This window comes from Blastococcus sp. SYSU DS0669, from assembly GCF_054050895.1.
Genome location: NZ_JBJHAE010000003.1, coordinates 176,900 through 189,357 on the forward strand (window position 1 = coordinate 176,900; position 12,458 = coordinate 189,357).

Below are 12,458 nucleotides of genomic sequence, written 5' to 3' on the forward strand. Positions count from 1 at the left end.
GCACCCTGCCCTGCCGCGAGCCACGGAGCCCCCATGCCCGCCGCGATCCACGTCTCCGACGACACCCTCACCGTCCGGCTCCCCCGCTTCAGCAGGATCGCCGGCCTGCTCCCATCAGGTCGTCCCCCGCTCGGCGATCACCAGCGCCGAGGCCGTGGCCGACGGGCTCACCGCCGCCCGCGGCCTGCGTGCACCCGGGCTGGGCATCCCCGGTCGACGGATGGTCGGCACCTGGCGCGGCCGCGGCGCCCGGCGCCTCGTCGACGTCCGCCGTGGCCAGCCGGCCCTCCGTCTGCGCCTCCAGGGGCACCGGTACGACGAACTGCTCATCGGCCACGACGACGCAGCTGCACTCGCCGTACTGCTCACCACCCTCCGCTGACTTCCCCACCCTGCACGGAGGACGCTTCGATGCAGGCGTTGACGGACAAGGAGATCCGGCGCTCGTTCGTCAACTGCTCCCGCAGCGAGGCGCTGGCCATGACTCTGCCCGGCAGTCTGGACGACGTGCCCTGGGACGAGCGCGAGTTCCTCGGCTGGCGAGACCCCCGAGCGCCACTGCGCGGATACGCCGTCTGGTGGCGCGACGGCCGGCCATTGGGCATCGCGCTGCGCGCCGCCGACACCAGCATGTCCAGCCGGTCGGCCGCGATGTGCCTGCTCTGCCAGAGCACTCAGTCCGGCGCCGACATCTCCCTGTTCACCGCCCGGCGAGCCGGCGAGGCCGGACGCAACGGCAACACCGTCGGCCAGTACATCTGCGCAGACCTGGGCTGCTCCCGACGGGTCAGGACCGACATCCCCCCGTGGCTGCAGACCCGTGACCCCGAGGTGATCTCCGAACGGGCGACAGCCCTGCAGACCCGGTTGGACGGCTTCGCCGACCACGTACTGCGCGCGATCTGACGGAGTCGGAGGCCTGACGGCGCCCGTCACCGCCCGACCCCGTCTGCCCGTCCTCACTGCCCGTTCCCCTCCCCGGAAGGACCTGCCATGTCCTCGAGCACCGTGCTGGCCCTGGCCCCGCTGCTCCTGCTCGCCGTCGGTGTCGTGGCCTACGCGCTGGCTGACCTCGTCCGCTTCCCGAATCCGCGGTGGCTGCCGCGGTGGGGGTGGGCGCTGATCTGCTTGTTCTCCATCCCCTTCGGCGCCGTCGCCTACCTCGTCGCCGGGCGTCAGCAGCGATGAGCGCCCGTACTCCGCTCGCGGCGAGCCTGGCCCACCGCCCGGCGGTCGACCCCGGCCACCCGTGGGCGATCAGCACCGCCGGCCTCACCCGCAGCTACCCCGGTGGCGCCGGCGTGCACGGCGTCGACCTGCTCGTCCCCCGGGGCAGCGTCTACGGCATCGTCGGCCCCAACGGCGCCGGCAAGACCACCCTGCTGTCCATCGTGACCGGGCTTCGCCGCGCCGACGCCGGTTCCGTCACCACGGCCGTACCGGTCGAGCGCATCGCCGTCTGCCCCGACGTGCCCGACCTGGAGCCGTGGCTGACCGCCGCCGAGGCCGTCGAGCTCGCCCGCTCGTTGAGCGCCCCTCACCTCCCGGCCGCGCGCGTGCACGAGGCGCTGTCCCACGCCGGCCTCGGCGACGCCGCGTACCGCCGGGTCGGTGGGTTCAGCCGTGGCATGCGGCAGCGGGTGGGCCTGGCCGCTGCCCTGGTGACCGACCCGGAGATCCTGGTGCTCGACGAGCCCACCAGCGCCCTGGACCCGGCCGGCCGGGCGGGGATGCTCGACCTGATCGCCGGGATGGCCGGCGACCGCACGGTCATCCTGTCCACGCACATCCTCGCCGACGTCGAGCGGGTGGCCGACACCATCGGTGTGCTGCGCGACGGTCGGCTGCTCTACCAGGGGGCCACCGCCGACCTGCTCGCCGACCACGCCCGCCCCGCCTGGACGGTGCGGCTGCGCGACGGCGCGGACCGGGCCGGGGCGGCCCTCGAGGACCAGCCCTGGGTCACGCGGGTGACCAGCCCCGCGCGGGGCGTCCTCCGCGTCGACGTCACCAGCGCCCACTCCGCGGAGATCGGGCTGGTGCCCGCGCTGGCCGCATGCGGCGCCCGGATCGTGGCGATCGAGCCGCACACCGCCGACCTGGAGACCGCGTTCCTGTCCCTGACCACCACCCGGGAGAACCCGTGACCGCAACCACGAGCCGTCCACCGGCCGCTTCCGGCGTGCACCGCAAGGCCGGGACCATCCGGCCGCTCGGGCTGTGGCGGCTGGAGTGGCTGCGCCTGACCCGCACCCGACGGTGGATCGGGTTGGCTGCTCCCTTCCTCTTCTTCGCGTGCACCGGCCCGCTGCTGGCCCGCTACGCAGACGAGCTCCTGTCCGCGGTCGGCACGGCCGGGAACATCACCGTGCGGGCCACCGCGCCCACGCCCGCCGACGCCATGGACGGCTACACCGGCAACGCGCTCCAGCTGGGGCTTCTCGCGGCGCTGGTCCTCGCCGCCGCGGCGCTGACCGTCAACGCCCACCCCACACTCGCTGTCTTCTACCGCACCCGCGTGCCTTCCGCCGCCCGGCTGGTCCTCCCCCGCTGGACGGTGGTCACCGGCGCCGCCGTGGCCGCCCACGCGGCCGGCACCGCCCTGGCGGTGTACGAGACCGGCGTCCTGATCGGCCTGCCCGACATCCCGGCCGTGCTGACCGGGTGGGCACTGAGCTCCCTGTACCTGGTCTTCGCCCTCGCAGTCACCGCCGCGGTCGCCACGCGCGCCCGAAGCACGCTGTCGGCCGTCGCGGTGACTCTCGCCGTCGTCCTCGCCCTACCGCTGCTCGCCGCGATCCCGGCGCTGCAGCCGTGGATGCCCTCGGCTCTCGCCGGTGCCCCCACCGCGCTCCTGCAGGGCGCCGACACGGGCGACTACCTGCGTGCCGCGCTCGTCGCCACCCTCGCCACTGGCGCGGCGCTGCTGCTCGCCGTCCGCGGCGTGGCCCGCCGGGAGCTCTGATCCCGTCACGCCCGACTGCGTCGGCGCCGGGCACGGGCTTCAGCGGGTGAGCATCACCTGGTCGACGTAGCACCAGCGCCACGACTCGCCAGGCTCGCGTGACTGCGCGAGCGGATGGGCGGTCTCGCGGAAATGAGCGGTGGCGTGCTTGTTCTTCGACTGGTCGCAGCAGCCGACCTTCCCGCAGACCAGGCACATGCGCAGGTGCACCCAGGCGTCACCGGTCTTCAGGCAGTCCTCGCACCCGTCGGCGCTGGGCGAGACGTCGCGCACGGCGTCCAGGTGGCTGCAGGTGCCGCGGCGGCGCAGGAACCACGGCAGCCGGCCGCGCAGCGCGGTGGCGAGGGTCATCGCCGGCTCTCCCCCGTGTCGACGAGCAACCGGAGGACCGGTGCGATGGCGGAGGCGGGACCGGCTGGAACGGTCATGACGGTCATCTCCTCGGGCGTCGCGACGTGACGACGCGGACGATCCGGCGGGTACGGATGCGATCCGCTGACCGCGGGCAGGAGGGGCCGACGGGCCAGCGAGATCCGGCAGAGTAGAGGGCATGTCCCAGTCGTCGGAAGCCCTTCCGGGGGCGGTCCTGGTCGTCGTCCCGGACGACAGCGTCCGAAGAGGTCTGGTCGCCGACCTGTCCGCCCACCTCGGCGCCGAACGGGTGCTCGCTGCGGCCACCGGCGAGGTGGCCACGGACCTGCTCGTCGAACGGTCCCGGACCGTGGCTCTCGCGCTGGTGGCCAGCCGACTGCCCGGCGGGCAGGGGCCGGCCCTGCTGGCCGAGATCCGCCACCGGTTCCCCGGGGTGCGACGTGTCCTGCTGTCCGCCGCGTACGTCACCGACCCCGCGCAGTACGACGAGGGCGAGCTGGTCCGCGGCGCGCTCGCCAGCGGCGACGCCCACGCAGCCGTTCCGCACCCGTGGCGCCCCGCGGCAGACCGCCTGCACCCACCAGTGGACGACCTGATCGAGGAATGGCAGTTGGACCAGCTGATGGCCGTGCAGACCATCACGGTGGTGTGTGCGCCGACCTCGGCGCGCGGCAACGAACTGCGCGACCTGCTCACCCGCAACGGCCTGCCGCACGAGTGGCTGGACCCGGGATCCGGGCGTGGCAGCCTGCTGCGCGGACATCACGCCGCGCGCCCGGACCAGGTGCTGTTGCTCTTCCACAACGGAGCTGTGCTCCTCGACCCGGAGCCGCGCCAGGTGGCCGACGCGCTCGGTGCCCGGACCACTCCTGCCCGCGACCGCTACGACCTCGTCGTCGTCGGCGCAGGACCGGCCGGTCTGGCCGCTGCGGTCTACGGCGCGTCGGAGGGACTGCGCACCCTCGTCCTGGAGTCGCAGGCCTACGGCGGCCAGGCTGGCACCAGTTCCCGGATCGAGAACTACCTCGGTTTCCCGAGCGGCATCAGCGGCGGCGCGCTCATGCAGCGCGCGGGCACCCAGGCGGTGCGGCTGGGCGCCGAGGTGCTGGTTCCGCGACGGGTCTCGTCGCTGCACAGGGAGGACGGCGAACACGTGATCCGCCTCGAGGACGGCAGCGAGGTGCGTGCCCGCGCCGTCGTCCTCGCCATCGGCGTCAGCTACCGACGCCTGCCTGCGGCCGGCGCGGAGGCGCTGGTCGGGTCGGGGGTCCAGTACGGATCCCCCACCGTCCAGCTTCCCGGCATCTCCGGTGGGCGGGTGTTCATCGTCGGTGGAGGCAACTCGGCCGACCAGGCGGCGGTCAAGCTCGCCGAGTCCGCCGATCAGGTCACCCTCGTCGTCCGGTCCGGATCGCTGGCGTCCGGTATGTCGCACTACCTGGTCGAGCAGTTGGCGTCCCTGCCCAACGTCCAGGTCCTGACCGGCACGGAAGTCGTCGCGTGTGGCGGCACCGAGTGGCTGACGTCGTTGACGCTCCGGTCAGGAGGTGAGCAGATCGAGGTCCAGGCCGACGCGATGTTCGTGATGATCGGCGCTGTGCCGGACACCGGGTGGCTGCCGGACGAGATCCGCCGGGACGCCCACGGCTTCGTCCTCACCGGCCCTGACCTGCGGGACGAGCATGCCCCGGACAGGGCGTCCCACGAGGCGCTGCTGCTGCAGACGAGCCTGCCGCGGGTGTTCGCCGTCGGGGATGTCCGGGCCGGCTCGGTCAAGCGGGTGGCGTCGGCCGTCGGAGAAGGGGCGACCGTCGTGTCGCTCGTGCACTCCGCACTCGCCGAGGACGCCGGCGTCCCGGCCTGACGCCGACGGTGGACGGGCCCCGTCCACCGGCACGCGCGTGAACCCGCGGCGGCCTCCGCCGCGCTCCGATGGCGCCCGAGCTACAGGTTCGTCCAGGCCAGGGTCAAGGCGGAGAAGATCACCATGTCCTGCAGCCAGTGGATGATCCAGGCCCACCGGGATCCGCCGGTCTCCACCATGCTCTTGGCCAGGAGCACTCCCAGGAAGCCCGCCAGCAGCACGCCCGAGGCACCGGGCGGATTGCCGTGGTAGTGGGCCAGGCCGAACAGCAGGCCGGTTGCAGCCAGCGCCCCCCGTGTACCGACGACCGATGGCAGCACGGCGAGCGGCACGTTGCGGTAGCCGAACTCCTCGTTGACGGTGTTGGTCGCGGCCAGCAACGCGACGAACGGCAGGGACCACAGGAGGACGGTCGGGTCGCCGAAGTCCGAACCCAAGGCGAACCACATGGCGGTGGCCGTGCCGGCGGTGATGCCGACCGCCCAGAAGGTGCCGAGCCGGCGCCAGACCGGTCGGGCGCCGGCCGTGTAGACCCCCGCCCGGGCGCGGACGCGATCGTCGCCGGCACCCAACCGCAGCGCCGTGCGCCCGAGCCGACCCGGGCCCAGGACGACGAGCAGCACGGTCGGGACCACCAGCAGGGCTTGGACCACGGCGCCGCGGGCGACCCACGGGACGGTGTGCTGCCACTCCTCCCAGACATCGGTACCCGTCAGGCCGCCGATGACCAGGTGCCAGCCCGCCGCCATCGCCAAGAGCCAGCGGAGCGACGCGTCCAGAGCCCGCAGGCGATCGGAACGCCGGACGGTGATCAGCAGCAGGACGAGCGCCAGGACCTGGGTGACCGGCAGGAGGGACGGCGCCTCCCCGGTCAGCTCGGCGACGACGATCTGCGGCAGGGCGCTGGCGAGCGCCAGCGCCCCCCAGAACACGCCCTGCGCCAGGCGGTCGGCCCCCCGGTCGACCGCCGCGGATCGCCCCGGCAGGACCTCGGTCACCGCGCCCGCCCGCGGTCCAGCGCCCGGTCCAGCTCCCGCTGCACCAGCCGCTCCCGGAACCGGCCGAGGTCACCGACGACGTAGGCCGTGTGCACCGCCAGGCCCAGCCCCCATCCCATGAGTCGCCAACCGGAGCCGGTGATGCCGCCCGCGGCCAGGACCAGCCCGCTATTGACCGCCAGGTAGACCAACCAGTGCAGCGCCAGACCGAGCTTCTGCTCGATCCGCTGCAGCGCCCGCCGCTCCGCACCCTCCCGCAGCGCGTCCGTCGTCATGACCCCTCCCGACCGGGTGAGTGAACGTTGTTCACCGAATGGCGGCAGCGTAGGTGAACGGTGTTCACTGAGGCAAGGGACGTCTCGACGAAGGGCCATGCCGTGCCACGATCGCAGCGGATCACCCGGGACGGGCTGCTCGAGGCGGCGATGCAGATCGTCGACGCAGAGGGGCTCGACAGGCTCACCATGCGCCGCCTCGGCCAGGCCGTCGGTGCCGTCCCGGCGATGGTGTACCGGTTCTTCGCCGACAAGTCCGAGCTGGTCGAGGCCTTGGCCGACCGGCTGTTCGCCCAGGCACGCGACGGCCGGCTCGGTCCCGAGCCGCCGCCCGGGGCGCCGTGCCGGCCGGCCGAGCTGGAGCGGCTGCGCCTTGCGGCGCACCGGACCCGCCGCGCTCTGCTGGCTCATCCGGCGCTGGTGGCGGCCGCGGTGAGACGCCCGCCGCCTCAGGAGGCGACGCTGCACGGGTTCGACGCCGGCCTCGGGTTGCTGCTGACCGCTGGGCTGGACCCCGCGGCGGCGGCGAAGGGGTACCAGGCGGTGCTCTTCTACACGCTCGGGTTCGCTGCACTCGAAGCCCCGTTCGCCGCCTCGCCAGACGGCGGGGTACAGGACCAGGCGGACACCCACTCGGTGCTCGCCCGGTTGCCGGCCGACCACTACCCGCACATCGCCGCGACCGTCGACCACCTGTACGGGGCCGACCTCACCGCCCAGTTCGACCACGGCCTGCGGCTGCTGCTCGGGGGCCTGCGGGCCCAGTTGCCGACCGCCGCCGAAGGATCGGGCTGATGACGATGCCGGGTGCCGGCCGCCGACCGGCCGGCCGGCGCCGATGTCCCGGCGGGGCTCAGGTCCCGGCGAACAACGCCCGGGTCAGCGCCGTCCGCCGGACGAGCACGTCGTAGGCCAGGAGGGTGAGGGCGGCCGTGCAGAGGCAGATGACCAGGTACTCCAGCACCGGGTGCATCGGGCCGCCGACGACCAGGTAGGCCACCAGCACGAGGATCGGCTGGTGCAGCACGTACCAGGCCAGTACCGCGGGTGCGACGTAGCGGGCGAGGCGACCACCCGACGGGCTCTCCCCACCCGTGCGGAGCTGCCGCGGCCGCAGCCGGCCCAGCCCCCCGATGACCGCCACGACCGCGCACCACCCGGCCGCGCCGAACGCCGCCCTCCCGGCGAGGGCGAGCGGAGTGCGGTCCAGCAGCAGGTCGCCGTCCCCACCGAGCAGGAGGGCCCCTCCGGCGACGGCCATGAGCCCGACCGCGGTCGCCGCGGCGAGGACCGCGTCCCGTCGCAGCGCGTCCCGGAAGCGCACGTCGGCGGCCATGACACCACCCGCCGCGAAGAACAGCAGGAAACCGAGTTCGTGGCCGGCGGCCATCCCCTCGTCCAGGCCGAACCCGGCGGCAACCGCAGCCAGCAGCACCGCGGGCAGCAGGACCACACCGCGTCGCCCCGTGGCAGTCGCCAACCGCTGCACTCCTCGCCGCCCGCCGGCGGAGGCCAGCCAGCCGAACAGCGGCAGCAGGACCAGCGAGTACAGCAGCAGCAGGTACACGAACCACAGGTGGCCGGTCTCGAACCCCCGGCCGTCGACCGCAGGCCGGAGCACCAACGGGAACTCCGACCAGTCGACGCCGACGCGGAAGAAGCGGGGCCAGAAAGCCGCGTAGGACTCGCTGTACCCCGGATCCGCCCGCAGCCGCAGCCACACCGGCAGGGGGACGAGCAGCACGATGCCGGCCACGAGGGGGACCAGCAACCGGCGCACCCGCCGGGCGAGGTAGTCACCGGTGCCGCGGGCCTGCCACGAGTGCCATGCGCCGATCCCGGCAACCAGGAACAGCAGTGGCATCGCCGCGACCACGATGGGGGCGGCGAACGGCACGAGGTCGGTGGTCCGGTCACTCTTGACGTAGAAGTCGTCGGTCGCGTCGAAGACCAGCGCGGCGTGGAACGGGATCAGGCCGCCGACGACCACCACCCGGGCGAGGTCCAACCCCGGCCAGCGGTCGACCCGCCCCGACGTCTCCGTCGCCGTCATCCCGTCGCGCTCCTCAGCGTCGGCCGCCGGCAGCACCTTGGCAGGCCCCCACCGCCCTGTCGAGTACCGCCCGCCGTCCGGGGACCGCGGTGACGGGCACGGGACAGGGGACGACGTAGTCCGCCGGACGGTCCGGGCCGTGAGCACCGACGGGCGGCGGCGCGGCGGAGTTCGCGTGACCCTCGACCGATGTGCCGGTGCCGTCGGCAGACGTCTTGCGGTCTCATGTGGAGGCGAGCCCCGTCCGGTAGGCGTAGGCGACGGCCTGGGCTCGGTCACGGGCGCCGGTCTTGGCGAAGATGTGGTTGACGTGGGTCTTGACAGTGGCCTCGCTGACGTACAGGCGGGTGGCGATCTCGCCGTTGGACAGCCCCTCGGCGATGAGACCGAGGATCTCCGCCTCCCGTCGCGTGAGGTCGTCGGGCAGCGCCCGGCGGCCCGCCGACGGCCGTGACGCCGACGCCTCGATGCCCAGATTGTGGACCACGCGCTCCTGCGCCGCGGGGTCGAGAACCATCTGCCCGGCGGCGACCGTGGCGACGGCCCGGGCGATGTCCTCGGCCCCGGCGTCCTTGGTCAGGTAGCCACGAGCGCCGGCACGCAGCGCGGCGAGGACGGAGTCGTCGTCGGCATAGGTGGTCAGGGCCAGCACCGCGGCGTCCGGGTGGTTCGCCCGGAGCCGCCGCGTGGCTTCGATGCCGTCCATGCGCGGCATGCGCAGGTCCATCAGGACGACGTCCGGCTGCAGCCGGGCCACCGCTTCCAGCGCCTGCTCCCCGTCCTCGGCACTGCCGACCAGTTCGATCCCGGGGAGCAGCCCCAGGAGCAGAGTCAGCCCGTCGCGGACGACCCGCTGGTCGTCCACGAGGAGGACGCGCACGTTCACCTCGCCACCGGGACGGCGAGCTCGACGCGAAACCCGTCCGAGGTGGGAACGGCCTCGAACCGTCCCCCCAGCAGGTGTGCCCGCTCGGCCAGGCCGGTCAGGCCGTAGCCGACCGGATCGGGGGATGAGACCTGGCCGGCCGCCCCGTGGTCCTCGACGATGACCACTGCTTCCTCCGGTTCCCAGCGCAGGACGACCTCGGCGGCGGCATCGGGCGCGTGCTTGCGGACGTTGCTCAGCGCCTCCTGCACGGCCCGGTACATCGCGAGCCGTGCGTCGGCCGGCAACAGCACCGGGTCGCCGCTCACCGTCAGGGTGCAGGATCCTCCGGCCCTCCGGTGCTCTTCGACGAGCTGCGGCACCAGCTCCGGGCCCGGCAGGTCGTCGCCGCGGAGGGTGGCGACGGCGCGGCGGGCGTCCGCGAGCCCGGACCTGGCCAGGGCATGGGCGCTGTCGATGACCGCGACCACGCCGGGCGGTGTCGGGCCCGAGCGGGCCAGGAGCCGGGCGCCCTCCAGGTGGACGGCCAGCCCCGACAGGGTGTGAGCCAGGACGTCGTGCAGTTCGCGGGCCAGCCGTGTTCGTTCGCCCAGGGCCGCGGCCCTGCGCTCGGCGTCCCGGGTGGCCTCCAGCTCCATGCGCTGCTCCTGCTCGCGGCGCAGCAGCCAGCCCATGAGGAAGAAGAAGGCGGCGCCGCCGTCGGTGACCAGGACGAACAGGGCAGGGTCCTCCGCGGTGCGCGCCTGCTCCAGGTTGAACACCAGCGCGGAGGCGACGGCGGTGGCCGCCGCCTCCGGCAGCGGCAGGCGCAACGGCGCGAAGGCCATGATCAGGAACAGGGCCACGACCGGCCCGGTGGGATCCGCGTTGCGGACGGCGGTGGCGGCCAGGGCCATGGTGACCAGCAGAGCCACGACGCCCCATCGCGGCGCGGTGCCCCACAGCAGGAGCACTCCCGCCGCCAACGCGTAGGCGACGGTGGCAACGGTGACCTGGGCAGCCGGCCCGCTGGACCCGAATCCGACCGCGCCGCCGGCGTTCGCCACCGCGACCAGCGCCACGACGGCGAACCCCACCGCCGTGAACAACCGAGGACGGACCTGCACGCAGCGACAGTGCCAGCTTCCGCGGGTCGGCGGAATCCATCCCCGGGTGGAGACGCCCGGCGTGTCGGGTGGAGCTCGGAGGATCCACCCGGGCGCCGACGACGGCGTCCCTACCGCGCAGCCACGCTGCAGCCGTCCCGACGCAGAAGGAGCCGGAATGAGCCTCGCCGTACTGCAGGGCGCCAACCTGGTAGCCCGTTTCGCCCTGGAGCTCAGCGCGCTCGCCGCGCTGGCCCTCTGGGGCTTCACGCTCGGCGTCCCCGTCGCTGTCCGCGTGCTGGCCGGGGTCGGCGCGCCTGTCGTGGCCGCCGTCGTCTGGGGGCTGTTCGCCTCACCACGGGCCGCGGTGGCCCTTCCCTCGGCGGCGCGGCTCGCCGTCCAGGCGCTGGTGCTCGGTGCCGCGGTCGCCGCGCTCGTGCAGGCCGGGCGCCCCCAGCTCGCCTCGGCCTTCGGCCTCGCCGCCGCCGTCAACGCCGCTCTGCTGGTCTGGTGGCAGCAGTGATCCCGGTCCGCAGCAGCCTCCCCCGCCAGGCGGCGGCGGCTTCCTCGGCCTACGTCGCGGCGTGGATCGCCGGCCTGCTCGCAGTGCCCGCCGTACCGGCCGGCGCGACGGCCGTCCAGGTGCACACCCACATCGCCGACCACCGCTTCGGCATGGTCGTCCAGTCGCTCCTGGTGCACGGCACGGCAGGTGTGGCCCTGGCGGTGCTCGCCGTCAGCCTTGCCCGCTTGGCTGCTCGCCGGAACGACGGACGCGGGCCGGCTCTCACCGTGGGGGCCGGGGTCACCGCCGCCGCACTGTCCTGGCTCCAGGTGAGCCTGCTCCTCGTGCTGGTCGCCGGCGTCGACGACGGCTCCCCGCAGCGCACGGCGGCGCTGCGAGCGGCGATCGACCTCGTGGACGCCGGCAAGCTGCTCGCGCTCGCCGTCCTCGTCGTCGCAGGGACCACCGTCACCTGGCGGATCGGGCTGGGACAGCGCTGGCTGACCGTCCTCGCCAGGGGGCTCGCACCGCTGCTCCTCGCCGGCGCAGCGTCCCTCGTGCTCGAGGTTCCTTCGCTCACCGCCACGCTGTACCTCAGCCTGCCGCTCCTGCTGGTCGTCATCGGCGGCACGGGTCTGGTGGTGTGGCGACGGGCGGCCGGCAGCCGGTGACGAGTGCTCCGGCGGCGGCCTCGGCCCGACGAGGCAACGGATGACCGGGGCCGGCGCCGCACATGGCCGGGGTGGCCACGCCCCCATCAGGAGGACCGAGATGCAGTTCACCGGGCGTGCGCGTTCCCCGCCCCGCCGCTGCTCTGACGGCTCCGGCTCGGGGTCGGCGGCGCATCAGCCAGGTCCGTGGGCCTCCGGCCGGCAGGTCGACGACATCGGTGATCGCGAAGCCGAGGCGCCGGTAGAAGCGCACGTTCGGCTCCGCGCTGGTCTCCAGGTGCACCGGCAGCCCGTCCCGGTCGGCGCGGTCGAGCCCCGGGGTCAACGTCGCGGCACCGATCCCCCTGCCCTGCCGATGGGGCAGTACACCTAGGCTGGCCAGGATCACGTGCCGGTCCGCGGGTCGACGGAGGGCCAGCGCTGCCTCGGCCTCCTCAGCCGCTGACGCCCGGTCCCCCGCCAGCTCGGCGGCCGCCGGCCCGACCCGCGCCCACACGTCATCCGGCACCGCATCGCCCGGCATCCACACCGCGACGCTCACGAGCCGCCCCTCCGCCTCGCCGACGTCGACACAGCCGAAGGGAAGTGCGACCTCGGTGAGGATGAGACTGTGCAGCTCCCGTAGCCGCTCCTCGTGGTCGTGGACATCGACCGTCCACCTGGTCCACGCGTAGTCGGTGAAGGCGTCGGCGAGCACCTCGGCGGCTGACGGGACGTCGGCGAGGGTGGCGGGGCGCGACGTGAGGGTCATTCGTTGCTCCTGGGGGGATGCGACCGTCCGTCA

The 12,458-nt window shown here is 74.0% G+C and carries 16 protein-coding genes; 9 read left to right on the top strand and 7 right to left on the bottom strand.

Going from position 1 to position 12,458, the window contains the following annotated elements:
• Positions 1 to 154 precede the first annotated feature (154 nt).
• The 5 genes from ACI792_RS05585 (at position 155) to ACI792_RS05605 (ending at position 2,965) form a co-directional block, all read left to right on the top strand.
• Entirely contained in the window at positions 155 to 382 is a 228-nt protein-coding gene (locus tag ACI792_RS05585; RefSeq protein ID WP_456601707.1) for a hypothetical protein, read from the top strand.
• A 29-nt stretch (positions 383 to 411) separates the two neighbouring features.
• A complete protein-coding gene (locus ACI792_RS05590) occupies positions 412 to 906 on the top strand; it encodes an FBP domain-containing protein (protein WP_456601708.1) in 495 nt (164 codons plus the stop codon).
• 87 nt (positions 907 to 993) lie between these two features.
• Positions 994 to 1,188: a PLDc N-terminal domain-containing protein gene (locus ACI792_RS05595; protein ID WP_456601709.1), complete on the top strand. Its 195-nt coding sequence runs from the start codon at positions 994 to 996 to the stop codon at positions 1,186 to 1,188.
• Positions 1,185 to 2,147, top strand: coding sequence for an ABC transporter ATP-binding protein (locus tag ACI792_RS05600; protein ID WP_456601710.1), 963 nt, complete (start codon positions 1,185 to 1,187; stop codon positions 2,145 to 2,147). The genes ACI792_RS05595 and ACI792_RS05600 overlap by 4 nt, the downstream gene beginning before the upstream one ends.
• On the top strand, positions 2,144 to 2,965 hold the full coding sequence (locus ACI792_RS05605; RefSeq protein ID WP_456601711.1) for a hypothetical protein: 822 nt from the start codon (positions 2,144 to 2,146) through the stop codon (positions 2,963 to 2,965). Before ACI792_RS05600 ends, ACI792_RS05605 begins: the two co-directional genes overlap by 4 nt.
• A 39-nt stretch (positions 2,966 to 3,004) precedes the next feature.
• Here the strand turns inward: ACI792_RS05605 and ACI792_RS05610 are convergent, their stop codons facing one another.
• Complete coding sequence (locus tag ACI792_RS05610; protein WP_456601712.1) at positions 3,005 to 3,316, bottom strand: ubiquitin carboxyl-terminal hydrolase 14; 312 nt, start codon at positions 3,314 to 3,316, stop codon at positions 3,005 to 3,007.
• A gap of 199 nt (positions 3,317 to 3,515) precedes the next feature.
• On the opposite strand from ACI792_RS05610, the gene ACI792_RS05615 reads away from it, so the two are divergent.
• Complete coding sequence (locus ACI792_RS05615; RefSeq protein WP_456601713.1) at positions 3,516 to 5,201, top strand: FAD-dependent oxidoreductase; 1,686 nt, start codon at positions 3,516 to 3,518, stop codon at positions 5,199 to 5,201.
• Between the two features lie 80 nt (positions 5,202 to 5,281).
• Here the strand turns inward: ACI792_RS05615 and ACI792_RS05620 are convergent, their stop codons facing one another.
• Positions 5,282 to 6,199: a CPBP family intramembrane glutamic endopeptidase gene (locus tag ACI792_RS05620; RefSeq protein WP_456601714.1), complete on the bottom strand. Its 918-nt coding sequence runs from the start codon at positions 6,197 to 6,199 to the stop codon at positions 5,282 to 5,284.
• A complete protein-coding gene (locus tag ACI792_RS05625) occupies positions 6,196 to 6,474 on the bottom strand; it encodes a 2TM domain-containing protein (RefSeq protein WP_456601715.1) in 279 nt (92 codons plus the stop codon). The genes ACI792_RS05620 and ACI792_RS05625 overlap by 4 nt, the downstream gene beginning before the upstream one ends.
• Positions 6,475 to 6,576: 102 nt before the next feature.
• Here ACI792_RS05625 and ACI792_RS05630 point away from each other — a divergent pair, with 102 nt between their 5' ends.
• Complete coding sequence (locus tag ACI792_RS05630) at positions 6,577 to 7,269, top strand: TetR/AcrR family transcriptional regulator (RefSeq protein ID WP_456601716.1); 693 nt, start codon at positions 6,577 to 6,579, stop codon at positions 7,267 to 7,269.
• 58 nt (positions 7,270 to 7,327) lie between these two features.
• On the opposite strand, the gene ACI792_RS05635 is transcribed toward ACI792_RS05630, so the two are convergent.
• The 3 genes from ACI792_RS05635 to ACI792_RS05645 form a co-directional block, all read right to left on the bottom strand.
• Complete coding sequence (locus tag ACI792_RS05635; protein ID WP_456601717.1) at positions 7,328 to 8,527, bottom strand: acyltransferase family protein; 1,200 nt, start codon at positions 8,525 to 8,527, stop codon at positions 7,328 to 7,330.
• Between the two features lie 223 nt (positions 8,528 to 8,750).
• Entirely contained in the window at positions 8,751 to 9,413 is a 663-nt protein-coding gene (locus tag ACI792_RS05640; RefSeq protein WP_456601718.1) for a response regulator, read from the bottom strand.
• Complete coding sequence (locus ACI792_RS05645) at positions 9,410 to 10,519, bottom strand: sensor histidine kinase (protein ID WP_456601719.1); 1,110 nt, start codon at positions 10,517 to 10,519, stop codon at positions 9,410 to 9,412. The genes ACI792_RS05640 and ACI792_RS05645 overlap by 4 nt, the downstream gene beginning before the upstream one ends.
• 157 nt (positions 10,520 to 10,676) lie before the next feature.
• On the opposite strand from ACI792_RS05645, the gene ACI792_RS05650 reads away from it, so the two are divergent.
• Together ACI792_RS05650 and ACI792_RS05655 are read left to right on the top strand one after the other, a co-directional pair.
• Positions 10,677 to 11,021, top strand: coding sequence for a DUF2568 domain-containing protein (locus tag ACI792_RS05650; protein ID WP_456601720.1), 345 nt, complete (start codon positions 10,677 to 10,679; stop codon positions 11,019 to 11,021).
• A complete protein-coding gene (locus ACI792_RS05655; RefSeq protein ID WP_456601721.1) occupies positions 11,009 to 11,674 on the top strand; it encodes a hypothetical protein in 666 nt (221 codons plus the stop codon). The genes ACI792_RS05650 and ACI792_RS05655 overlap by 13 nt, the downstream gene beginning before the upstream one ends.
• Here the strand turns inward: ACI792_RS05655 and ACI792_RS05660 are convergent.
• On the bottom strand, positions 11,622 to 12,425 hold the full coding sequence (locus ACI792_RS05660) for a GNAT family N-acetyltransferase (protein ID WP_456601722.1): 804 nt from the start codon (positions 12,423 to 12,425) through the stop codon (positions 11,622 to 11,624). The two genes, ACI792_RS05655 and ACI792_RS05660, sit on opposite strands and share 53 nt — an antisense overlap.
• Positions 12,426 to 12,458: the final 33 nt, after the last annotated feature.

Bases quoted from the DNA above. Each gene is read 5' to 3' on its own strand.
- ACI792_RS05590 (WP_456601708.1), top strand. From the start codon at position 412: ATGCAGGCGTTGACGGACAAGGAGATCCGGCGCTCGTTCGTCAACTGC.
- ACI792_RS05595 (WP_456601709.1), top strand. From the start codon at position 994: ATGTCCTCGAGCACCGTGCTGGCCCTGGCCCCGCTGCTCCTGCTCGCC.
- ACI792_RS05600 (WP_456601710.1), top strand. From the start codon at position 1,185: ATGAGCGCCCGTACTCCGCTCGCGGCGAGCCTGGCCCACCGCCCGGCG.
- ACI792_RS05610 (WP_456601712.1), bottom strand. From the start codon at position 3,316: ATGACCCTCGCCACCGCGCTGCGCGGCCGGCTGCCGTGGTTCCTGCGC.
- ACI792_RS05615 (WP_456601713.1), top strand. From the start codon at position 3,516: ATGTCCCAGTCGTCGGAAGCCCTTCCGGGGGCGGTCCTGGTCGTCGTC.
- ACI792_RS05625 (WP_456601715.1), bottom strand. From the start codon at position 6,474: ATGACGACGGACGCGCTGCGGGAGGGTGCGGAGCGGCGGGCGCTGCAG.
- ACI792_RS05635 (WP_456601717.1), bottom strand. From the start codon at position 8,527: ATGACGGCGACGGAGACGTCGGGGCGGGTCGACCGCTGGCCGGGGTTG.
- ACI792_RS05650 (WP_456601720.1), top strand. From the start codon at position 10,677: ATGAGCCTCGCCGTACTGCAGGGCGCCAACCTGGTAGCCCGTTTCGCC.
- ACI792_RS05660 (WP_456601722.1), bottom strand. From the start codon at position 12,425: ATGACCCTCACGTCGCGCCCCGCCACCCTCGCCGACGTCCCGTCAGCC.